General features: G+C 43.7%; 18 protein-coding genes and 2 pseudogenes. 15 read left to right on the plus strand and 5 right to left on the minus strand.

Annotated elements, in window-relative coordinates; genetic code table 11:
* The first annotated feature begins 9 nt into the window (after nucleotides 1-9).
* Genes BTR1S_RS05930 through narI form a run of 4 tightly spaced genes read left to right on the plus strand, consistent with a single transcriptional unit; the run spans nucleotide 10 to nucleotide 6508 of the window.
* Nucleotides 10-3693: a nitrate reductase subunit alpha gene (locus BTR1S_RS05930; protein ID WP_029418840.1), complete on the plus strand. Its 3684-nt coding sequence runs from the start codon at nucleotides 10-12 to the stop codon at nucleotides 3691-3693.
* Nucleotides 3683-5233 carry a nitrate reductase subunit beta gene (gene narH, locus BTR1S_RS05935; RefSeq protein ID WP_029418841.1) on the plus strand — a complete coding sequence of 517 codons (1551 nt, stop codon included), beginning with the start codon at nucleotides 3683-3685 and terminating at the stop codon, nucleotides 5231-5233. The genes BTR1S_RS05930 and narH overlap by 11 nt, the downstream gene beginning before the upstream one ends.
* Entirely contained in the window at nucleotides 5220-5768 is a 549-nt protein-coding gene (gene narJ / locus BTR1S_RS05940) for a nitrate reductase molybdenum cofactor assembly chaperone (RefSeq protein WP_029418842.1), read from the plus strand. Before narH ends, narJ begins: the two co-directional genes overlap by 14 nt.
* A gap of 20 nt (nucleotides 5769-5788) precedes the next feature.
* The gene (gene narI / locus BTR1S_RS05945) at nucleotides 5789-6508 is read left to right on the plus strand and encodes a respiratory nitrate reductase subunit gamma (protein ID WP_006637104.1); all 720 of its coding nucleotides are present in this window, start codon (nucleotides 5789-5791) and stop codon (nucleotides 6506-6508) included.
* 71 nt (nucleotides 6509-6579) lie between these two features.
* On the opposite strand, the gene BTR1S_RS05950 is transcribed toward narI, so the two are convergent.
* Nucleotides 6580-6999, minus strand: coding sequence for a hemerythrin domain-containing protein (locus BTR1S_RS05950; protein ID WP_006637103.1), 420 nt, complete (start codon nucleotides 6997-6999; stop codon nucleotides 6580-6582).
* A gap of 487 nt (nucleotides 7000-7486) precedes the next feature.
* On the opposite strand from BTR1S_RS05950, the gene BTR1S_RS05955 reads away from it, so the two are divergent.
* On the plus strand, nucleotides 7487-8449 hold the full coding sequence (locus BTR1S_RS05955; protein ID WP_006637102.1) for an ABC transporter ATP-binding protein: 963 nt from the start codon (nucleotides 7487-7489) through the stop codon (nucleotides 8447-8449).
* Nucleotides 8442-9959, plus strand: coding sequence for an osmoprotectant update ABC transporter permease/substrate-binding subunit OpuFB (gene opuFB / locus BTR1S_RS05960; protein WP_006637101.1), 1518 nt, complete (start codon nucleotides 8442-8444; stop codon nucleotides 9957-9959). Before BTR1S_RS05955 ends, opuFB begins: the two co-directional genes overlap by 8 nt.
* 204 nt (nucleotides 9960-10163) lie before the next feature.
* Here the strand turns inward: opuFB and BTR1S_RS05965 are convergent, their stop codons facing one another.
* Together BTR1S_RS05965 and BTR1S_RS05970 are read right to left on the minus strand one after the other, a co-directional pair.
* Entirely contained in the window at nucleotides 10164-10976 is an 813-nt protein-coding gene (locus BTR1S_RS05965; RefSeq protein WP_006637100.1) for a DUF2262 domain-containing protein, read from the minus strand.
* 226 nt (nucleotides 10977-11202) lie between these two features.
* Nucleotides 11203-12590 (minus strand): annotated as a pseudogene (locus BTR1S_RS05970) (aminotransferase-like domain-containing protein).
* 203 nt (nucleotides 12591-12793) lie between these two features.
* Between BTR1S_RS05970 and azlC the strand changes: the two are divergent.
* From azlC to BTR1S_RS22420, 3 genes are read left to right on the plus strand one after another with little or no spacing between them, the layout of a single operon-like run.
* The gene (azlC, locus tag BTR1S_RS05975; protein ID WP_006637098.1) at nucleotides 12794-13504 is read left to right on the plus strand and encodes an azaleucine resistance protein AzlC; all 711 of its coding nucleotides are present in this window, start codon (nucleotides 12794-12796) and stop codon (nucleotides 13502-13504) included.
* The gene (locus BTR1S_RS05980) at nucleotides 13501-13833 is read left to right on the plus strand and encodes a branched-chain amino acid transporter permease (protein ID WP_029418843.1); all 333 of its coding nucleotides are present in this window, start codon (nucleotides 13501-13503) and stop codon (nucleotides 13831-13833) included. The genes azlC and BTR1S_RS05980 overlap by 4 nt, the downstream gene beginning before the upstream one ends.
* Nucleotides 13834-13877: 44 nt before the next feature.
* Nucleotides 13878-14039 (plus strand): hypothetical protein, encoded by a 162-nt coding sequence (locus BTR1S_RS22420; RefSeq protein WP_155910117.1) that lies wholly within the window; start codon nucleotides 13878-13880, stop codon nucleotides 14037-14039.
* Nucleotides 14040-14203: 164 nt separating this feature from the next.
* On the opposite strand, the gene BTR1S_RS23105 is transcribed toward BTR1S_RS22420, so the two are convergent.
* Entirely contained in the window at nucleotides 14204-14329 is a 126-nt protein-coding gene (locus tag BTR1S_RS23105) for a hypothetical protein (protein WP_255131212.1), read from the minus strand.
* Complete coding sequence (locus BTR1S_RS05985) at nucleotides 14326-15432, minus strand: response regulator aspartate phosphatase (protein ID WP_006637095.1); 1107 nt, start codon at nucleotides 15430-15432, stop codon at nucleotides 14326-14328. The genes BTR1S_RS23105 and BTR1S_RS05985 overlap by 4 nt, the downstream gene beginning before the upstream one ends.
* An 856-nt stretch (nucleotides 15433-16288) precedes the next feature.
* Here BTR1S_RS05985 and BTR1S_RS22425 point away from each other — a divergent pair.
* The 6 genes and pseudogenes from BTR1S_RS22425 to BTR1S_RS06015 all read left to right on the plus strand — a co-directional run.
* Nucleotides 16289-16422: pseudogene (locus BTR1S_RS22425) on the plus strand (T7SS effector LXG polymorphic toxin); the annotation flags it as partial.
* A 562-nt stretch (nucleotides 16423-16984) separates the two neighbouring features.
* On the plus strand, nucleotides 16985-17293 hold the full coding sequence (locus BTR1S_RS23560) for a winged helix-turn-helix domain-containing protein (RefSeq protein WP_369692093.1): 309 nt from the start codon (nucleotides 16985-16987) through the stop codon (nucleotides 17291-17293).
* 877 nt (nucleotides 17294-18170) lie between these two features.
* The gene (locus BTR1S_RS06000; protein WP_029418846.1) at nucleotides 18171-18545 is read left to right on the plus strand and encodes a Na-translocating system protein MpsC family protein; all 375 of its coding nucleotides are present in this window, start codon (nucleotides 18171-18173) and stop codon (nucleotides 18543-18545) included.
* A 174-nt stretch (nucleotides 18546-18719) separates the two neighbouring features.
* Complete coding sequence (locus BTR1S_RS06005; protein ID WP_029418847.1) at nucleotides 18720-20252, plus strand: NADH dehydrogenase subunit 5; 1533 nt, start codon at nucleotides 18720-18722, stop codon at nucleotides 20250-20252.
* On the plus strand, nucleotides 20249-22864 hold the full coding sequence (locus BTR1S_RS06010; RefSeq protein ID WP_029418848.1) for a DUF2309 domain-containing protein: 2616 nt from the start codon (nucleotides 20249-20251) through the stop codon (nucleotides 22862-22864). Before BTR1S_RS06005 ends, BTR1S_RS06010 begins: the two co-directional genes overlap by 4 nt.
* Before the next feature lie 17 nt (nucleotides 22865-22881).
* Nucleotides 22882-23370 (plus strand): carbonic anhydrase, encoded by a 489-nt coding sequence (locus BTR1S_RS06015; RefSeq protein ID WP_206702743.1) that lies wholly within the window; start codon nucleotides 22882-22884, stop codon nucleotides 23368-23370.
* Nucleotides 23371-23578 lie beyond the last annotated feature (208 nt).

Below are 23578 nucleotides of genomic sequence, written 5' to 3' on the forward strand. Positions count from 1 at the left end.
AGTATCATCATGAAGAAAAAAATGTCCCCATTGCTTAAAAAGCTGACTTTTTTTGGACGCACCACTGATCTCAACACTCACAGCACTCTATCTGCCGCAGACCGCGAATCTGAGAAATACTACCGAAAAAGATGGCAGCATGATAAAGTGGTTCGCACCACCCATGGCGTGAATTGCACCGGTTCGTGCAGCTGGAAAGTCCATGTGAAAGACGGAATCATTACTTGGGAAACACAACAAACAGACTATCCGACGACAGGGCCGAATATGCCGGAATATGAACCGAGAGGATGTCCGCGCGGTGCAAGTTTCTCATGGTATACATACAGTCCCATCCGTGTCCGCTACCCGTATGTGAGAAGTGCATTGTTGAAGGTCTGGAGGGAAGCGGTGCAACAAGCAAACGACCCTGTAGAGGCATGGAAAATCATTTCTGAAAATCCAGATTTGCAGAAGACATACAAGTCAGCCCGCGGCAAAGGCGGATTTGTCAGGGGAAACTGGGACGAAGTCAACATGATGATTGCTTCTCAATTGATGTATACAATTAAAACATATGGCCCTGATCGCATTATTGGTTTTTCTCCGATTCCGGCGATGTCCATGGTTAGTTATGCGGGCGGCGCCAGGTTTTTAAACTTAATTGGCGCACCGCTTCTCAGCTTTTACGATTGGTATGCCGATCTGCCGCCAGCATCACCGCAGGTGTGGGGCGAACAAACAGATGTTCCTGAAAGCTCTGACTGGTATAATTCAAGCTACATATTAGTTTGGGGCTCTAATTTGCCGCAAACGAGAACTCCTGATGCGCATTTCTACGTAGAGGCAAGGTACAACGGTACAAAAGTGGTTTCTATAAGTCCGGACTATGCTGAGTTTGTGAAGTTTGCCGACCATTGGTTAAACATTAGTCCAGGTATGGATGCAGCGCTAGCGATGGCAATGACACATATCGTTCTCAAGGAATTTTATGTTGATAAAAAAACGCCGTATTTTGAGGATTATATAAAAAAATATACTGATTTGCCTTTTTTAATCACATTAAAGAAACATGGCAACCACTATAAAACAGATCGATTTTTACGCGCAAGCGATCTGGGGATGAACGTAACCAAGGCAGAATGGAAAACCATTGTATTTGATAAAAATTCAAATCAATACGCTGCTCCTAATGGAACCATGGGCCACCGCTGGTCGGAAGGGGGAGAGTGGAATTTACACCTGAAAGATACTGAAAATCAGCTCGGAGATCTTGAGCCTGCACTCACCTTTCTAGGAATAGAAGACAAAACCGTACTGCTTCAGTTTCCTTACTTCGGCCAAGAACAAAAGCAAATTATGCCACGCGGAGTACCAGTCAAGGCAATTCAACAAAATAGCGAAACCGTTTATGTCACTACAGTGTTTGATCTCATGCTGGCGCAAACAGGCGTAAATCGCGGTTTGCCTGGTGATTATCCAAAAGATTATGATGATCCCACACCATACACTCCCGCATGGCAGGAACAAATAACAGGTATCGACCGCAAGCTCGTCGCTCAAATCGCAAGAGAATTCGCTCAAAATGCTGTTGATAGCAAAGGACGTTCGATGATTATTATGGGGTCGGGCATCAATCATTGGTATCATTCCGACACCATTTACAGGGCGATCCTTAACCTTGTTTTGCTAACGGGCTCACAGGGAGTAAACGGCGGTGGCTGGGCACATTATGTCGGCCAGGAAAAAGTGCGGCCCCTTGAAGGATGGCAAACTGTCGCGATGGCTCGTGACTGGGGAGGCCCGCCGCGTTTACAAAATGGAACCTCTTTCTTTTATTTCGTCACAGAGCAGTGGCGGTATGAAGACCAAAAGTCTTCAGATTTAATTTCACCGTTAGTCGACAAGCCCAGATACCATCATCTTGGAGATTATAATGTGCTCGCCGCAAGATTGGGATGGCTTCCTTCCTATCCGCAGTTTAATAAAAACCCCATTAGATTATATGAAGAGGCGAAGGCAGCCAGTAACGATGAAGCCGTGAAGTATGTTGTGGATCAAATTAAAAATGGCCAAATGAAATTTGCAATTGAAGAGCCGAGCAATCCCGTTAATTTTCCAAAAACGTTATTTGTATGGCGCGGGAATTTAATTGGAAGTTCTGCAAAGGGGCATGAATACTTCCTAAAACACCTGCTCGGTACACATTCAAGCATTTTAGGAGACCAAGATCAATCCCTGCACACAGAAGAGGTAGATGCAACATCGGTTGCACAAGAAGGAAAGCTCGATTTATTAATCAATCTGGATTTTCGGATGTCTGGCACAGGATTGTATTCCGATATTGTCTTGCCGGCTGCAACCTGGTACGAAAAGTATGATATCAGCTCAACCGATATGCATCCTTTTATTCACCCATTCAATCCGGCGATTACACCTCCATGGGAAAGCCGGTCTGATTGGGATACATTTAAAAAGTTGGCCAAAACATTTCAAACTTTAGCTGAAAAATACCTTCCGGAGATAGTAAAAGATATTGTGGCCACACCACTTCTTCATGATACGCCGGATGAGACGTCACAGGCTTTAGGATTGATCCCCGATTGGAAAAAGGGTGAAAGCGAACCTGTTCCTGGAGAGAATTTTCCACGCATTCATGTCGTGGAAAGACAATTTACCAAAGTATACGATAAATTCATTGCGCTGGGACCGAATATACGGGAAAAAATCGGAGCAAAGGGGCTAAGCTGGGATGCCAAAGAGGAGTATGACGAATTAAAAGATATATTAGGCACGGCGAAAAGTACAAAAGAATATAAAGATTGCCCCGACATCTCAGCAGACCGAAACGCTGCAGAGGCTATCCTGACATTATCCAGTACGACAAACGGTTCGCTCGCGATGAAAGCTTGGGATACATTGGAAAAGAAAACGGGACAAAAACTAAAGGATCTGGCCATTGAACGTGCAGAAGAGCATATCTCATTTGATGAAATTTCCGCCCAGCCGAGAAAAGTATTATCATCTCCGGTATATAGCGGTACTGAAACAGGAAATCGCCGTTACTCACCTTTTACGACAAATATAGAACGGCTTATTCCATTCCGCACATTAACCGGCAGGCAGCACTTTTTCCTTGACCATGAAATCATGCAGGAATTCGGGGAAGATCTGCCGACTTTTAAAGCGCCTTTAAGAAAAGCTGCTTTCTATAATAAAGATGGTCAGCCCGCATCAACAACACAGGAGATCAAACTGCGCTATTTAACGCCGCATTTTAAATGGTCATACCATAGCACATACTATGACACATTGCCGATGCTTACGCTGTTCCGGGGCGGACCGCATGTGTGGATGAATAATAAAGATGCGGCAACTGTGGGTATACGTGATAATGATTGGCTTGAAATGTACAACCGCAACGGTGTCGTCGTCGCCAGGGCTGTTGTCAGCCATCGATTACCGAGAGGGGTAGCATTTATGTATCATGTTCAGGACAGAACGATTAACGTTCCCGGGTCAAAAATAACGAAAGAACGCGGAGGGACTTTTAATAGCCCGACAAGGATTCACGTTAAGCCGACGCAAATGATAGGGGGATACGCCCAGCTTAGCTACGGATTTAATTACTATGGTCCGACCGGAAACCAGAGAGATGAACAAGTCGTTATTCGGAAATTAGAACGAAACGAGGTGGATTGGCTTGAAGATTAAGGCGCAATTTGGCATGGTAATGAACCTTGACAAATGTATCGGCTGCCATACGTGCAGTGTGACATGTAATAATACGTGGACAAATCGTACAGGCGCCGAGTATATGTGGTGGAACAATGTTGAAACAAAACCGGGTGTCGGATACCCGAGAGAATGGGAAAACCAAGAAACCCAACGCGGAGGCTGGGAGTTAAAAAACGGGAAGATCGAACTGAAAGCCGGCGGCCGCGCCAAAAAGCTGCTGAATATTTTTTACAACCCTGATTTAACTCGAATTGATGATTATTATGAGCCTTGGACCTATGATTACGAAAATTTAATCAAAAGTCCGCAGAAAAAACATCAGCCGGTGGCAAGGCCTATCTCCCAGCTTACCGGCGAATACATCGATTTAAAATGGGGGCCGAACTGGGAAGACGATCTTGCAGGTGTTTATGAAACGGCTCAAAAAGACCCGAACATGCACAATGTTGATGAACAAGTCATTCAAGAGTATGAACAAGCATTTATGATGTATTTGCCGAGAATCTGCGAACATTGCATCAATCCATCATGCCTTTCATCTTGTCCGTCGGGAGCTATTTACAAGCGGGATGAAGACGGTATCGTGCTTGTTGATGAGGATTCATGCCGCAGCTGGCGTTTTTGTATGTCAGGCTGTCCGTATAAGAAAGTTTATTTTAACTGGAAGACAAATAAAGCTGAAAAGTGCACGTTTTGTTTTCCGCGTATTGAAAATGGCCAGCCAACAGTTTGTTCTGAAACGTGTGTCGGGCGCTTGCGCTATATCGGCATTGTGCTTTATGACGCAGATAAAATAGAAGAAGCGGCATCTGTTGAAAATCCACAGGATTTATATGAATCACATGTAGATCTTTTTTTGGACCCAAAAGATCCAGAAGTCGTGAGGCAGGCAAAAAAAGACGGGATTCCGGAAGATTGGATAGAAGCAGCCCAAGCGTCCCCCGTATATAAGCTTGCAGTCGAATATAAGGTGGCATTGCCTCTGCATCCTGAATACAGAACCTTGCCGATGGTATGGTACATTCCGCCTTTGAGCCCTATTACCAATACATTCGGCGGTCAAATTGATACATTAGATCCAAAAATCATTTTTCCGACGATCAAGCAATTCCGAATCCCCATCCAATATCTTGCAAATCTAATGTCCGCAGGGGATACAAAAGTAATTGAACGGGTGTTAAAGAAAATGGTTGCCATGAGGAGTTATATGAGAAGCGTTAACCTAAAGCAATCATTTGATCAAGCCATCCTTAAAGATGCCGGTTTAACGGAAGAAACAGCCGTAGAATTGTATGAGTTATCCGCGATAGCGAAATACAATGATCGTTATGTCATTCCAAAATCTCATCGGGAAGAGGCCGGCAATATGTATTCCGGTCAAGGTTCAGCAGGCTACGACTTTATGGAAGGCTGCTCAGGCTGCAGTTTAGGCACTGAAAAATATGAAGATTTATACGCATTCAGTGAAGAATATTGGAGTGATCTAAATGGAAATGCAATGTATGGAAGAAAATAGACTCGTGTTTAAGCTTTGTTCATTATTCTTGAGATATCCGGAAAAAGAATGGACTGAATCGGAAGAAGCGGACGAGCTTGTGGATGAGATCGCAAACAAAGGAATGAAACACTGTCTCCGTCAGTTTTTGGCCTATGCGAATGAAACCCCTTACAAAATATTGTGCGAGAATTATGTTCGATGGTTCGACTTTAGCGAACAAAAAACCCTTTATTTAACCCATGGAAGATTTGGAGAGAATAGAGAGCGCGGGCTGGCTTTTGTAAAACTGAAAATGGAGTTTGCAAAAGCCGGGTTTTACATTAAAAACGATGAATTGCCTGACTATTTACCCCTTATTTTAGAGTTTGCCTCCATTGCTGATAAAGACTTTGTTCAAAAAGTGTTTTTAATTCACAAAAAAGCAATCGATCAATTACTGACAGAACTTGAAAAAGAGGATAATCCGTATGGCTTTTTATTAAAGGCCTGTTTAACAGCCATTGCGGCATATTTGCCATCTAATGAAAACGACCTGGGTCATCATGCAGGCTAAATCAAATTGGAGGGATCATTATGACGGAATTAGATTATTTCTTATGGGTGATCATTCCCTATTTATCATTGACGATTTTTGTTGTCGGTCACATCCATCGTTATAATACAGATCAGTTCGGATGGTCAGCTCAATCAAGCGAATTTATCCAAAAGGATCATTTATTAAAATGGGGGAGTACACTGTTTCATTATGGTGTCATTTTTGTTTTCTTCGGACATGTGGCAGGGGTGTTGATTCCTAAAGGATTTTATGATGTTGTCGGCATTACTGAACAGATGTATCATTTTGGCGCCATATGGTTCGGAGGAGCCGCTGGAGTAATGATGGTTGTTGGCGGAGCATTGTTGACAGTACGCCGGCTTAAAAGCAAAAGGGTAAGGAGGAACAGCTCAAAGAAAGATCTGTATGTACTACTCCTCATCGGAGTTGTGACGGTTGTTGGATTTACGAATACTGTCGGCTATACGGCAACCGGAGGAGAGTTTGATTATCGGGCAACCATAGGCCCATGGTTCAGGGGAGTTTTGAGTTTTCAGCCTTCACCATATTTAGTGATGGATGCACCGCTGGGGTTTCAACTTCACATTTTGGCAGCATTTGTGTTATTTGCTGTTTGGCCGTATACGAGATTAGTCCATGTATGGAGTCTGCCTTTAGAATATCTGTCGCGGAAGTATATCGTATATCGAAAAATGAATCCGAAAAAAGCACTGAAATATATGGAGCGGAAAAATTAGTTTTTTGCAGATCAAAAAGCCACTTCGGCATAATCCAAAGTGGCTGAATTTGAGGATGGTTTCCCAAATGCTTAATGATGATCCAGCAAATGGGCCTCTTCATCCCGATTATGTATTTGAACCAGAACATAGATCGCTTTAAAGCGGTCGAGCACGTCATCAGTTACTCCCTGTCCATCCAGCAGTTCTTTAATCTCGCTTACAAGAATGCGAAGCAAATCATGGTCACGCTTGAGCATGCTCAATGTATGGGAGATATCTGGATTATCTTCAAGTTTTCTCTTGTACAATCCTTCTTCTTCCGAGTCGGCGTGTGCAATTGTACGAGTTTCCCAATGATCCAGAAGAGCCTTCGCTGCAATCATGGCGTGTTTTTCGTGTTTTTCACGATAAACACGTTCCAATACTTCCATCAAATCTCTTCCTTCGGTTACGGCACCATCATGGATCGATCTATGGGCGCCCAATTTGTTTAAAGACGGTCCTGACATAAAGCAAGCCTCCTTTTTTCTGAACGTTCACATCCAGTATGAACAGATATTTTCATGCTCAAACAAGGGTGACATGTCATCCAGCGGGAAAACAACATCAAATAGACCTTTTCCTTCTCAACAATGTCCTCGATGTATAGCCGATAACTGTCACACTGATTTCGCGCCTGCAATGCCAACCTCAGCCAATCAAGCATTGTAACGTATCCCTATAAGTTTGTAATGTCAGCAGAACACTCCCGGCAATAAATTGAGATACATCGACGTTTTTTATTCATGTCTAAAAGAGACAGTATTAAGAACGCGTTCAGAAAAAAAGGCTAGACATATTATTTATTTTATACAAAAATAGTAGGACAAAAAATAATTTATAATGGGCAAGAGATAGACCAAAGCGAATTCTATGCCGAAGCTTGCAAGCATATTAAGCGATGTCAGCTCATCACCCCCGCAGGATTTATGATTAGAACATGATAGGAAGTGACTTATGATTACATTCAAAAATGTATCAAAGCAATACACAACCGGAACTTATGCTGTGAAATCATTTAATGCAGTCATCAAAAAAGGAGAATTCTTTGTCATTATCGGTCCCAGCGGCAGCGGAAAAACAACGGTACTAAAAATGATCAATCGTTTAATCGAGCTGTCTGACGGTACGATTTTTATTAATGATCAAAAAATAAGCGAATATGATATTCATGAATTGCGGTGGAACATCGGCTACGTCCTTCAGCAAATCGCTCTTTTTCCGAATATGAGTATCGAGGAAAACATAGCAGTCGTTCCGGAACTGAAAAAATGGAGCCGGGAAAAAACGAAACAGCGGGTCGACGAGCTTTTAGAAATGGTCGGATTGAAACCTGACATATATCGCAAAAGAAGGCCTGATGAGCTTTCAGGAGGCCAGCAGCAAAGAATTGGCGTGATACGGGCCTTGGCTGCTGACCCCGAAATGGTTTTAATGGATGAACCGTTTAGCGCTCTTGATCCAATAACAAGAGAGAAATTACAGGATGATCTTCTGGATTTGCAACAAAGCATAAACAAAACGATTGTATTTGTGACTCATGATATGCAGGAAGCCTTAAAGCTGGGGGACCGGATCTGCATTATGAATCAGGGTGAAATTGTGCAAATCGGTACACCTGATGAAATTTTGATGCATCCCGCCAATGATTTTGTAAAAGATTTCGTTGGGGGGCAGGAAAGATTGACCGACGAGAGGCTGAATCTCGAAAAAATCGTCCGGCAAATGGAATATACGGAAGAGGGGTCTTTTGAGACAGTGCCTGTATCAACTTCATTGCAAGAGGTTTTGAGTAAATTGGAACATCATGACCACATCTTTGCAGAACGCGACGGCCAGATTATAGGGGCTATCGACAGAAAAGGCATCATCCAATATCTGGCTCATCACATGCAAAAGAGAGGCAGCGCGAATGAATAATTTTTTTCATGATTTAGCAGAAAGAAAAGGACAATTGATAAATGCATTGCTGGAACACATTCAAATTTCACTTATCGCACTCTTTTTTGCAGTTGTGATATCGATTCCCCTCGGTATTTATTTGACGAGAAAGCCAAAAATAGCGGAAGGCATCATCGGGGTAACGGCCGTTTTGCAAACCATTCCCTCGCTGGCCCTTCTCGGCCTTCTGATTCCCATCGTTGGTATCGGGAAAGTACCTGCGATTATAGCGCTTATTGTCTATGCATTGCTTCCGATTTTAAGAAACACATATACAGGAATTAAAGAGATTGATCCATCTTTGCTAGAGGCGGCAAGAGCAATGGGGATGAACAGTCAAAAAAGGCTGATCAAGGTAGAGCTTCCTTTGGCTATGCCGGTTATCATGGCAGGCATAAGAACGGCTATGGTATTAATTGTCGGCACCGCAACACTGGCGGCCCTTATCGGCGCCGGAGGCTTAGGTGATATCATTCTTCTTGGGATTGACCGAAATAATACTGAACTCATTGTACTTGGAGCGATACCGGCGGCCATCCTGGCCATCATTTTTGATTTTCTGCTCCGCAGCTTTGAAAAGCTGTCATTTAAGAAATTATTAGTCGGCATTGGGGGATTTGCAGCCGCGACCATTATCATCTTGGCCTTGTCATTTTCTTACGGACAGGGAGGCAAACATATCGTCATCGCGGGCAAACTTGGTTCTGAGCCTGACATATTAATCAATATGTACAAGCTTTTGATTGAAGAAGATACCGATTTACACGTAGAAGTAAAACCGGGGTTTGGCAAGACTTCATTTGTGTTTCAAGCATTAAAATCAGGGGACATAGATGTTTATCCCGAATTTACTGGCACCGCAATCTCTGAGTTTTTAAAAGAAACTCCTGTCAGTACAGATCAAAAACAGGTCTATGAACAAGCAAGAAAAGGAATGCTCAAAACATTTGACATGACGTTGTTAAAGCCGATGGCGTATAACAATACTTATGCATTGGCAGTACCAAAACAGCTGGCCCTAAAATACCATTTAAAAACGATTTCGGACTTAAAAAAACATCAGGAAAACATCAAAGCCGGTTTTACACTCGAGTTTGCAGACCGCGAAGATGGATACCGCGGTATCCAGAATACTTATGGAATTACATTTTCAAATGTCGCCACGATGGAGCCGAAGCTTCGGTACAACGCAATCAAAACAGGCGATATTCAGGTGGTAGATGCTTATTCAACGGACAGTGAATTAGAACAGTATAACTTGTCTGTTTTGAAAGATGACAAACATGTATTTCCTCCATATCAGGGCGCACCTTTGCTGAGAAAAGAAACCCTGCAAAAATATCCTGAAATAGAACAGGCATTAAATAAACTGGCCGGAAAAATATCTGATCGCAAGATGCGTGAAATGAATTATCAGGTGAACGTTAAAGGCAAACCTGCAGAAGAAGTGGCCCGCGGGTTTTTACAAGAAGAAAGGCTACTGAAGTAGGCGCTCAAGGGCTGGCATCAATCAGAAAAGCTATACGCTGGTTTCTTGCAGAAATAAGTATATGCAGAGCTTCGGAATCTATGTAAAAAGTTGCAGCGGCTTAAAAAGGGTGATGCTTAAACATCACCCTTTTTATCATTTCAGGAAAGCGGCTAACATTTTTACGAATGATGACTTTCCAAAAAGATGAGTGGACGTCCCGCTTTATCCGGCAATTTCAGCTGATTCAAACGTACCGTTTCGATTGCCGCTAACAATGATCGAGTGTCCCCAAAACATATCACCGTCATCAAAGAATACTTCAAAGTCTCCCTCAGGATACACACTGATACTGCTCAATTCCATAAGCGCGATAAACATCTCCTTGGTGATCTCGTCAACCTCCGCTTCATCATTATCCTGCAGCCAGTCGTTGGCCAGTTCGACCAATTCTTCGGCAGCGTAAGCCCGTATTTTCGCATTCCAATGCGCTTGGTCTTGAAATAAAATATGTGCGGTTTCCAGCGAAGCCTTCATCTGCCGATCGTCTTCATCCCAGTCAAAGTAGAGCTTTCCATGTTGTCCGGCCCAGGTGATGTCCTTCTCAAACACATTGACCGACTTGAACAGCGCAAAGGTGCCCAATTTCTCGTCCTCGTAATATACCGGCTCCAGCGATTCCTTCAAAATACTTTGCAATTCGTCGTCCTGATAGGCCGAATCTACAACCTTTACAAGCGTCATGGCCTGATCTCCCATACGAACATACAGTCTGACAACGGCATTCGCTTCCAATATATCTTTCGTTTTTTGCCATTCGTCATCATCGGCAAGCCATTCCAACTGCAGCTCTTCCTGAACAGCAGACTTGCTGCCGCTGAGCTCTTTCCAGGCAATCAACGGAATGGAGGCATTCCACATTTCATCGTCGTTCGCTCTCCATGCTCCAATACCGGATGGACCGGTGACTGCGGCCACCTCAACCACTTCGTTCTTAAATCGCCTTTCAAACTGCTTCTTTTGACTCGATCTCCCCATACTATCTTCCTCCTGTTTCACTATGTATATCTGTCGTTGATCTGCATTTCTTCGCATTAACCGGACACTGGAAGCACCAATCCAATTGTACCAAAAGCATCAATAAAAAAGAATCAATTTCCTGTATGACAAGCAGGGGAAGCGCCTGAACAAGCGGCAGGAGCGGGAATAAAAAAACACAACTAAATCTTACTTTAGTCGTGTCTGATTACTTAATCCATCTGAATCAGCCGAGATACTGTTTTAGTATGTCCAACCCCAGTTTCAGCTCATCTAATGAGTTTGTAGAAGAAAGCGCAATGCGCAAATATTTTTCACGTGTCGTCTGCCCGCTGAGGAAACGGTCAGAATGAAAAACACGAATACCGCGCATCTTCAAATCCACTTCTAACTGTGATGAATCAACATCCTCTTCAATAGAAAGCCAGCGGTAAAAACTGAGAGGATGTTCACCGGGCTGACCCGCTGGAAAATATTCTTTATAAAGATCATTAGCAGACTGTGCAAGCTGTTTCTTTTGCGAAACAATTTCATGAGCCTTGCCTGATAAAATCAGCTCCGTGATGACCTCGGCATCTAAAGAAGACGTTTTGACATTGACGTTAAAAATGCTCTGTAACATATTCTTGCGGAAGGCATCCCCATAGACCATGTAGGCGACTCTTAATCCGGAGCATAAAGACTTAGAGGTGCTGCAAATATAAACGCTCTGTTCCGAAAGCAAATTGAACATCGGCTGCCGATAATCGGAGACAATGCCTGCCGTCAGAAATGCATGGATGTCATCCTCGATCAAAATTAAATGATGCTTGCGGATGATCGCCGCCAATTCATGCTTTCGAAAATCTGAAATCATGATTGTGGTCGGATTAGAGCAAGAGGGGATCAGAAAAATCCCGTGAATTTTTGTTTGGCAGCACTGCTTTTCCAGCTCGTCCGGCAGCATTCCAAACTGGTCTCCGGGAATGGGGACTAACTGTATATGGAACATCTTTGCCAACTCAATAAAGTTTGAAAAAGTATATAAGTCGGTTGCAATGCGATTTCCGGGCTCAAACAAGGAGATCAACGCAATGGCCAACGCATTTTGAGCGCCGGAAACAATCGCTATATGCTCTTGGTCTGCGTGAATACCGAAGGATTCCATCCAGTTTAGCCCTGCCGTTTTTTGATGCGGAATACCTGTCGGATCATTGTAATTCAATAGCTTCTCTAAGTAGTTTTTCTCCGCAACCTTTTGCGCAACCTCGGCTACGATGCCGTTGGTTTGCTCAAAAGAGGCTACAAATCCAAGATCAATAAGGTTTGTGGTGTTATCTGCGGAAATGGTAATAGAACGGGCAGCATTAGGAGAAACAAAGGTGCCGCTTCCGGTGACTGCATAAATCAATCTTTAAACTCGCACAGTTTGTAGGCACGGGTAATCGTGGTAAAGTTCAAATCGAGAAAATCTGCCAATTCCCGTTGCGGAGGCAGCTTTGTCCCGGGTGCCAAGAAGCCGTTTATGATATCCTGTTCAAGCAACTCCGCAATCGAATAATAGTAAGGACGCTTTAATGCTTTCTTATCAGGTTTCCAAGACATTGGATAATTGTCAAATGAATTTACTGGCATACTGCACCTCTTATATCGTATTCCATACAATCATATCATTTATTGTATGGTTTCAAAAAGGAAGTTCATTTTTTATCAGCCTCCATTTCATCCAAATGGAGGCATTTATTTTATTGTAATCCATACAATTATCTTATTTATTGTATGGATTTCGTGTGTTAAATTTGTATGGAATTAAGTTAGCAGCTGAGGATGTGGATCATATGAAAAAAAGAAATCAAATATGGATTGCATGTCGCGCGGCTTTTCCATATACAGTTCCTATTTTGGCGGGCTTTGTCTTTTTGGGGATTGCCTATGGGATCTATATGAATTCATTAGGGTTCAGCGCCATTTATCCAATCATCATGAGCTTTGCAATTTTTGCGGGGTCAATGGAGTTTGTCGCAGCCAATTTATTGCTTGGGGCGTTCAACCCGATGAATGCTCTTTTTTTAACTTTAATGGTGAACGCACGACACCTTTTTTATGGCATTTCCATGCTGGATAAGTATAGGGGAACCGGCAAGAAAAAGTTTTATCTGATTTACGGGATGTGCGATGAGTCTTTTTCTATCAATTGTACCGTTAATGTTCCGAAGAATGTAGACAAGGGCTGGTTTATGTTTTTCGTGACACTGCTCAATCATTTCTATTGGGTGATAGGAGCAGCGATTGGCGGCACTTTTGGATCTCTTGTCAAGTTCAACACAGAAGGGCTCGATTTTGTGATGACGGCTCTTTTTGTTGTGATTTTCGTTGAACAGTGGATGAAAGAGAAACGGCACTATAGCGCTCTCACAGGGCTTGGAATTTCAGCTGCCAGCCTGATGATTTTCGGCGGAAACAACTTCATGATTCCTGCGATGCTTGCGATTCTGGGGGTACTTACCGCTTTTAGAAAACCATTGGAGAAAGTTGAGGTTGCCGCATGACAATGAGTGTAACGCAGCAAATCATCACAATTGCTATGGTAGTGCTTGGAACAATGCTGACACGGTTCCTTCCATTTATGATTTTCCCATCGGGCAAACCGACACCGAAATATGTACAGTATCTCGGTAAAGTGCTGCCGTCGGCAGTAATTGGGCTTCTAGTTATTTATTGCTTTAAAGATGTGAGTTTACTTTCTGGAAGTCACGGCGTCCCTGAATTGATTGGGGCGTCTGCAGTTGTGCTGCTTCACTTTTGGAAGAAGAATATGCTCCTTTCTATAGCAGGTGGAACTGTTGTCTATATGATTTTGGTGCAATTGATTTTTTGATCATACCGATTAGGATTTGTGAATATCAAAGGAGGCTGGGGATGGTGAAAAAGAAAATTAACGAGTATCAAATCTATGAAGAATACCGCGAACAAATTTATAAGCAAGTAGAGAATGATTCGTATGCAAAGTCGCTAGGAATTGAATTAACCAAATTTGAGGCGGGTTTGCAGAAGCTAAGCTTGAAGTGCAAAGCCATATGGTAATTGCATACGGAAGTGAGCCTATATAGGTAATTGCACAAAAAAGAGCGGGAAATTTGAAGATACCCGCTCTTTTGTCCATATAATACATTTTTGCATTAATGTTTTAAAGAATTTGTCGCTAAACGAGAGTAACTTTTATTCATTTAGATATCGCTCCAATGTGTTTATGTGATTGCTTTTTCAGCTACTTGAAAACCTGATGTTCCGCCAGTAATCGCTTTTTCAAGAGGGACAAAAGCAAAAGTGATTGTAAGGATGCTTAAAATTCCGATGATACTTAGTTTTTTCATGCTAACGCCTCCATTACTTTCATAATTTGATTTTTTGCTTTTAATGCTCTTTTATAGTATTCAACAGCCTTGATTAAATTTCCTTGTTTTAAATAATATTCCGCAATTTGTTCATTAAGTTCTGATGTATCTGGCCATAGATTTTTTTGTTCAAGGTATTGTAAAGCTTCATTTATTAAAGAATCATTATGACAATCATATAAAGCATGGATCAGCTTTAGTTTTGCTTCGTATTCCTTTTCTTTTAACGATTCTGCCTTTTCAAGGCCCTTATCATACCAACTCCTTGCTTCGGCAACTTGATTATTTCTGTAAAGAACACTTGCTATCATATATAAACTTCTAACACCATTTATTGATTCTAAGTGCTCTTTAATGTGAATAGCTTTTATAAAGTATTCTTCAGCTAGTTTAGGTATATTTTTTCTATCATATATTAAACCGAGATTATGATAAACTATGCCAACTTCCTTTGGAAATCCTGAGCTTTTGGCTTCATTCAAAGCTTTTTGATAGTGCTCTTCCGCTTGGGAAAATCTATACATATCATACATGTTAGCTCCAAGAATCATTTCACATTTAATCGATCTGTGCTTATATTCTTCATGTTCTCGAAAAATGCTTCTTGCTTTTAATGCATGGCTTATAGAAATAAGATGTTGGTCTATCTGATAATATGCTTCAGCAATTTTATAATGGAATTCTGCATGTTCTATTTGGTCGGGGATATTACGAAGTTTTGCTTCGGCCAGTTGATAAAAGCATATAGCTTCAACGTAGTTCTTTTTGTAAAACTCATATACACCTGAGAAAAACAACGAATAATAAACGATCATATTATCAGTGTTTTCTTCGCCAATACCCTTGATGATACAATAGGCTTTATCAGCTTCCTCAAGTTTTTCTTCTGTTAACACCTTGTAGCGAAAATCTAAGAGGTTGAAATAAATAAGAAGATCCTGATTTTCATCCATATGAGGTAGCAAACTACGGATCTCCTCTTTTAAAGCAGCCGCTTCTGCGGTTTGATGACGTTTAATCATGCCATACCATTGATTTAGCATTTTTGCCATTTTTTCAGGGGCTATTTTCGTCTCCACCATGTTAACATTCTTCCTCTCTTATTGTTTTAAATATTTAGAAAATTAAAACCGATATTGTGGCTCTTAATTCTCATTTTACAAAAAAGAGTTTCAATTTACAACGTTCACCCAAAATTGATTATATATGTAAATTAATCATAACATTATCCAGATCAGTCCAGGTGGGGAGATATATCCTTTTCATTTTGAGATACAGGATATTCTTTAAATCATACCCCACTCACCATTCAAGCAGCTGTAAACTAATCTGCTGGACCGCAATATAAAGGTCCTTGAAATATACTGTAATTATTCTGGAAAGCATTAAATTTTAAAAAACATCTATCTTAGGGGGCATCTAATCGTTAGATTGAAAAAACTATAATAGTCTTCTCTGAATAGATTGTCCATTCCCAAAAGTTTTGATCCTGGGATAAAACAAATCTTTACAATTCCTCTTTCATCAGAGAGGAAAGAGAAAAGAGCTCACTGGACATATCCACTATGTTGATGCCTAGAAGGGGAGTTGCGTATCATGAGCCTTACGGATGAAAAGCATATTATACAGTTGGATGATATTGTTGGAATAGAATAAAGTCACTTTATCGTTTATAAGTGGCCAGGGAGTATCAGTGTCGGATCCTTTAGACCGCCAATTTTCTCGGCAAAACTTCAGAACAAACCGGGCACAGGAAGACCTTACTTAATAACATTCGGTTCATGCATTTAGACCTGATCAATGAGATTCATTTTCTTGGATAGACAGGATTTATTCACCAATCATTTTTCGTATAGTGGTAAACTCATTATTGGTCATTACTTTTGTCATGTTTTTTTGGGGAAGTGAGGTGTTGAAATGATCGGTTCAATCCTGGGAGAACCTAATCACAACGGATTTATTTCACAAGCTTTCCTCGAACACGAATTGGAACAAGGTTTGAATGCGGCTGATAAACAACGAAACATTTGGTATCAAAAGCCAACGCCACGATTGCTAAAGTCAGCCATATCGCCTTTACGTGATATATCTGGTAAGGAACTATACGTTGAAGCAAAAAATAACGATTGCGAAGCCGGTGCAACAGTTAATGTCGATGTTTACTGGGATTATAATACTCTATAATGATTAGAGAGGGTTTCCCTCTCTTTTTAAATTTGAGATAATCCTTTCCGGAATTGAGTGGCGATTAAACCACTCTCTTTAATTTAAGCACTCCTCAGTTCCGAAATAGTAGTGCAGCTTTTTTTGGGGCAAACATTGCCCAGGGCGACGACTGCAAGGTAAGCAACAGGCATCTCGATACGAAAACACCAAGCGTCGGCTTCTTTTGGCTAGGGCCCTCACGATTCTTGCAGGGTATTTTGCGGCGTTGCCGGGGAAAAAATCCGTGATTTTTGAACCAAACATCGAAGTGTCGCGGAATTCTAAAGATATCTTGTAACAAGTCGGCCGTCTGGAAAATACTGTTGATAGCAAGGTCCCTTTTTTCGAGACTCCTTTCTGATATACTTCGGCGTGTATACAGTAAAAGAGGAATTTAAAGTGACTTGCCGACAAAAATTCAAAAAAGGCATGCTACCACCAGCATCAAAGTTTAGGTTGGAAATTCTTACATTGTTAAAGGAGAGAGGGAATGAGGGAGCGCTAATAAGGGAGCTTTATCCGGAGATAGCAAACAATTTGAATTTATCCTATGAGCAGCGAGAAATCCTAGTCAATTCAAAAGCCGAATTAAGATATCATAATTTTAGTCGCTCAGCATGCACAACACTTGCCAAGAAAGGACTCGTAAGAGGGAAAGAAGAAATCGAGGACAAAAGCAGAGCTAATCGATGGTTTATCTCGAAGAAGGGGATAAACTATTTGAATCAGATTAAGTGATGTTTGGCAATTAGTAGGATCTTTCCTATTGATCGGCCGACAACTGTCAGAATTTCAGCTCGAATTCCTCAGGATAGCCATGCTCTATGCGTCGTTTCTATACTTATTAGAGCCTGGCTATTCCTTTCACTTCACGGACGCTAAAGTGGTCAACCGAGTGTGTATATAGAGGACCTAAGAAACGGAGCCGAGCCACTCATCACTTTTCTTGTAAGAAGGTACAGAAAATCCAAGTGTCAGAATTCTGTTGCTTTAGGTTGAACGTAAATAATTATGTCACTATACACTTGATAGTAGGGGAACGTTATGTAATTCTGCTCAAAAGATTTGTTCACATAACCCTAATTCTGAAAACAAATGTTATGAAAGGGAGAGAGGGAGTATTATGCTAATTAAGCCTCGATAAAGTGAAAAGGCCGCGTTGGATTAAAAACAACATTCGATTTATAAAGATACGATTGTTCAAGGCTGGTGATTCTGCTCATCCGCCCTGTATGTTCAAGACCACAATATAATTTCAAACAAAAAGAGAGCGGCCATTAAACCGCTCTCTTTAAAACCTTGCTAGAAAATATAGCTCTCCTCAGCTCCGAAATAGCAGTTCGTCTGTTTTCTGAATTTTTCTTTTTTTCATACAAAAACAATACGGTATTGACATGATAAATTTTAAAAGCTATGATATTAAAAAATAACCCCGTAAAATCAATAATCGTAATCTCATGCAAAAGAGCTTTAGCATTCGGCTATAATGCCATTATGGCCGCGTGAAAAAGCATTCTTTACATGCATGACATTAACATTTTGATAGGACGGTATATTTCATTTTCCCTATTTGTATAAGGAAAAGAAATATACCGTTTTTTAGGAGGATATAACATTGGAAAAGCAGAAAGTGACGAAGGGGTCTTTGGAGGCTGAGATCAGCAAAGCCTTAACCCAATGGGAAAAAGACTACTTGGGACGGGGATCCGTGTCTGTCAAAACAGATATTCTCAGAAATATGATCATCGTTTCCTTGAACGGGATTTTGACGCCCGCCGAGTACGAACTTTGCAGTTCAAAAGAAGGCCTGCTGTCAATTAAAAGAACCCGCTCCGGCTTGGTAGAATCGGGTATGGAACACCTGTACCGCTTGGTGAAGGAGCTGACCGGTGAAGAGACGATCAGCTTTCATACGGACATCAGCACGCGCACAGGCGAGCGGGTCATGGTGTTTAAATTGGCAAACGACCTGCAAAAAAAATTATCATAGAAAAACGGAAGATCTTTAAAGCATGAACATGAGTTAAAGATAAGCCGGTATCATTCAGAAAAATTGGCAGAAATAGGCCATTCCTGAATATACCGGCTTTTTTACGTTTTCAGAAAGGAAGGCAAGACATGAAACAGTATGTACTTTTCCATCATGCCGACGGAGGGATGCCGGGTGTTTGATCTGCTGGATTCTTTATTTTGGCTGAAAATATTTTTCGCGTCGCTTGCGCTCTGTTTGTTCAGCGCACTGCTCGTGCTGAATCGAAAGGTTCCATTGCCATATGTACGGATTCACGCCAAGATCATTGCCCTGCCTCCGCTCTCCGCGCTGGCGGCATTGATGACCGCGAATCCCGGTTACGCTGCAGCTCCTTGGCGCTTGGATTCGCTGGCTTGGCTGATCGCCTTGTTCGTTTTGACCATCGGCTTTATCGTCCAGCGCTATTCTGTCCGGTATTTGTTCGGCGACCGCTCCTACCGTAAGTTCTTTTTGCTGCTGACGCTTACGACAGGAGGGGCTTCATGCGCCTGGCTTAACGATGATCTTCGCTGGCTCCTCTTGTGCTGGGGTATCACGCTGTTCGGCTTGACTGCGCTAATCGGCTTAAACAGCGCGTGGCAGGCAGCGAAAAATGCCGCTTTTTATGCGGGCCGGATTTTTGCAATCAGCTGGGTGGCTATAGCGGCAGCGGCTCTTTGGCTGTCTCTCGCGACGGGGCATTGGCAGTTATCATCCGCCGTAGCGGAAGAAAGCCTTGTACAGCTCGGCTCATGGGAGAAAACCGGGATCGGCCTCCTCGTCATCGTAACGGTGATGATTCCTGCGGCGCAGTGGCCGTTTCATCGCTGGCTGCTCGATTCGGCGATCGCCCCGACTCCCGTTTCCGCGGTCATGCACGCCGGACTCGTAAATGTCGGCGGCGTCATGCTGACCCGTTTCGCACCGATGTTCAGCGGTGATGGGTTGCAGATTATTCTGCTTGTTCCCGCCGCCCTTTCAGTTCTACTCGGAACGGGTATGATGATTGTCCAAACAGACTATAAACGGCAGCTCGCGGCTTCAACGGTCGCGCAGATGGGTTTTATGCTCATCCAATGCGCATTAGGCGCTTATATTGCGGCTGTTATTCATCTTATCTTGCACGGCCTGTTCAAAGCCGCCCTTTTCCTGCAAGCCGGATCAGCGGTGCGCCGTTATGAATCGTTCGCATCTAAACCGGGCAGGCCGGCTCTTTTTTGGAACATCATAGGCGGCGTCTTCGCTATTACTCTCGTAATCGGAAGCTGGGTCACAGCTGCGGACTCCGGCTATCAATTGATCAGCGCCCTTGTTTTAGGCTGGTCACTGTTTGTTGCTTGGAGACAGCTTGTCACAGCCAGTTCCGGACACGTCACGCGAATTGCCGGACTGTTCATTTTAACGGGGGCTTCTCTCGCGTTTGCCATCATTCATTTCCTTTTACACGGGCTCCTGAAGGAAGCTGTTGTACAGGGGGCGCAGCCGCCTGCAATGGCGGCCATTTTAACGGCAGTCGTTTTGTTAGCCGGCAGTGCGGCCGGCGCCTTTATCGTTCGCCAGCGCTTTTCATGGTCCGGCGCACTTTATCTGCGCCTTGTGAAAGCGGGTGAACCTCATTCCGATTCGGTCGAAGGACGGCCGAATTATCTTGACCAATATCTTACTCAAGGAGGTCGTCAATCATGAAAGCAACATCCACATTGTCTAAACAATTGATCTTCAAATATGAACATCAGGCCGCTGACTTTAATATTGATGAATTGGTTCAATCGGCAGCACGGGTTATTGCACCGCTTTGGCCTATTCAAACCTTTGCCGCGCGCCATCCGTGGATGGGGCTTGAAGAACAAACATTTGAACAGACGGCCCGGCGGCTTAAACAGCAGCTTCATGTTGATATCTATCCCAAGTCCTCCATATTCCGCTCTGCAAAACAACGGGGAGAAATTGACGAGTCGATTCTTGAAAAAAAGCTGATGGAATGGCTCGATTCACATCAGCCCGGCATGCCGGGGGAAACAGCGGAAGCATTTTGCAAAGCCGCGCTTAAACTGGATGACATCCCTGAACAGCTATTGTCATCCCCCAAAGTCAAGAAGCTTGCCAAGCAAGCGGCCAGCAGGACAATCGATGATCAGGAAACACGCTTTATCAAACCGCTCAGCGTCTTTGCCGGACAAAAAACCGCTCACCTCCTTGACCATCATGTGATTAAATGGTGCAAGCTGTTCCTTGATGAATCGCATTCGGCATGGCGGCTTCCGCATCGTGAAAAAGGGTTTTACAGCGCATGGCGGCAGCTTGTTGAACATGATCCCGCCCTGCCCCGAGCGGAACGCCAAAGGCTGAATGGGTGGCCGGAAGAACCGCGGGACGCTTTGAAAAGATCACTCAGGGCGCTTGGTATTTCTGATGGAGACGTTCAGGCATACTTTGAAGCTCATTTGCTTTCTCTGCCGGGGTGGGCTGGAATGATGCTCTGGCGTTCCCGGCAGTCGCGGGACGAAGAAAGGCTGTTGCTCGAGTATCTTGCTGTCCGGCTTTCAATGGAGTGGATGCTTATCGAACCTTATTTGCCGCTGTCTGAGCCAAAGCCTGGCAAAGAGATGCAGCTCGCTCCTTTGATTGCGGCCTGGCTGCATTGGGGCGGCATCACGTCTGACGAATGGCTCGAACTTTCCGCAGCAGAGCAAAAAGCGAGATTAACACTCGCCCGCCGCTTTGATGATATAACGTGCAGGCGCCTCTGGCTGGAAGCGTGGGAACAAACATACGCCGCTGAGGTAAGGAAGTTCATCGCGGCAAACAAACCGGCCGCTGCTGAAACAAGTGAACCGGTGCTGGTCCAGCTCGCATTTTGTATAGATGTCCGTTCAGAGCCGTTCCGCCGCGCATTAGAGAAATCAGGACCTTTTGAAACGTTTGGAACAGCCGGCTTTTTCAACCTGGCAATCGAAACGTGCGAACTTGGCAGCAAACACAGCCACAGCTCTCTGCCGGTCATTCTTAAACCGCAGCATCGAGTCAAAGAAACGGCGGAAGAATCCAGTTTTCAATCGTATCAAGAACATCAAAAAGCGGCAGTTTCGCTCAGCTCCGCCTTTAAAATGATGAAACAGAATCTATTGGCGGGCTTGCTGCTTCCCGAAGTAAGCGGGCCTTGGCTGAGCCTGCAAATGGCCGCGCGCAGCCTGATCCCCCGCGCAGCCGGGCAAGCTTTCCGGAAAGCGCGAAAGGCATGGCTGAAGAAGCCTCAGGCAAAGCTCTCGCTTGATCGCATGGAAACTCCTGACGCCGGTATTCCGGTCGGATTTACGGAAGAAGAAAAAGCCGCCTATGCCAGACAGGCATTACAGATGATGGGCATTACAGACCGGTTCGCTCCGCTGGTTGTCATTTGCGGACACGGCAGCAGAAGCACGAATAACCCTTATGCCTCGGCACTGGACTGCGGCGCCTGCGGAGGCGCATCAGGCGCTTTCAATGCACGCGTCCTTGCCGCTTTATGCAACCTTCCGAGCGTCAGACAGAGGCTCCGCTCCGACGGCATCTTTATTCCGGATGATACGGTATTCGCTGCCGCAGAGCACATCACAACATTGGATGAACTGCAGTGGATCTATGTACCTGAACTCCCGGCTAAAGCTCAACAAGCGTTTGACCGGATCAACTCGGCGCTCCCCGATGTCAGCCGTACTGTCGGGGCCGAACGCTTAGGGGAGTTGCCGCAGCTTGGATATAAAAATCCGCGGCATGAAGTTGAGCGCTTCGCCGAAGATTGGAGCGAAGTCCGCCCCGAATGGGGACTGGCCCGAAACGCTTCATTCATCATCGGCTCACGCCGGCTTACACGGGGGGCCGATCTTGAGGGAAGGGCTTTTCTGCACAGCTATGACTGGCGGAAAGACGAAGACGGTTCCATCCTTAGCGGCATCATTTCAGGGCCGGGGACGGTGGCCCAATGGATCAATCTGCAGTACTACGCGTCAACCGTTGCACCGCATTACTATGGAAGCGGAAATAAAGCAACTCAAACCGTCACTTCCGGACTTGGCGTTATGCAGGGAAATGCAAGTGATTTGCTGGCAGGCCTCCCTTGGCAGTCTGTCATGCTGTCAGATCAAGAGATTTATCATGCGCCTCTCCGGCTGCTTGTTGTCATTGAAGCGCCCCGTGAACATATCGAACGGCTGCTTGAACAGGATCACCGCTTCCGTCGAAAAATGGAAAACGGCTGGATTATCCTTGCTTCGATCGATTCGCACGGGAACTGGGAGAACTGGACAAACACAAAATGATGAATGAGGTGAAAGTTATGGAAATAACAGAAAATAAAAATGTGTTGTTAATTACCGGGATGGAGGATAAGCTTGAACAGTCAATCTGCCATGCGGCAGCGATTCAGCCGGAAAAAACGGTCACTTTAAAAACCGTATTTTCTCACATTTCCCAGCCATACAGCGATTTAATGAGAGATATCATCACTCTTGTCTTCCAGAAAAAAATCGAGGAAATATTAATTGTTCGATCCAAAAATGAACAGGCGGCTGATATCGATCTTGAGGATTTTCCGCATGTAAGCGATAGATTACAGACTATCGATTACCTTTTTCAACATGGCAATCCAGAATTTCCATTCAGCAATCTGGATGAATGGCTGAATGGGGGAAAAAACGTTGCTCTAGGGATACAACAAAGCGTCGACCTGATTCGGAGACATCCGTTAATCCCTTCGCATGTCAAAGTCCGCGGCTTTTTAATAAACATGGAACATGAGGAATTAATAGAAATTGAAGACTACTAGAAAAATGGAGCCGAAGATGACTCGGCTCCATTTTTCTTTAAGGCTGTGAGAGCGATTCCGGTCCTTGTATACAAGCACAGGCTGATATAGCTTTTTGTTGGACGAGGAAAACTGGGTTATAGATCGCAATTTCGTACAGCTAAAAAAGCACTTAAAAGTAACAGTTCGAATATAGAGTTAAATTGATTTAGAGCGATTCTTTATGCCA

Origin of the sequence: Bacillus sonorensis NBRC 101234 = KCTC 13918, assembly GCF_001592005.1 — a bacterium.
GTDB classification, from domain to species: Bacteria; Bacillota; Bacilli; order Bacillales; family Bacillaceae; genus Bacillus; species Bacillus sonorensis.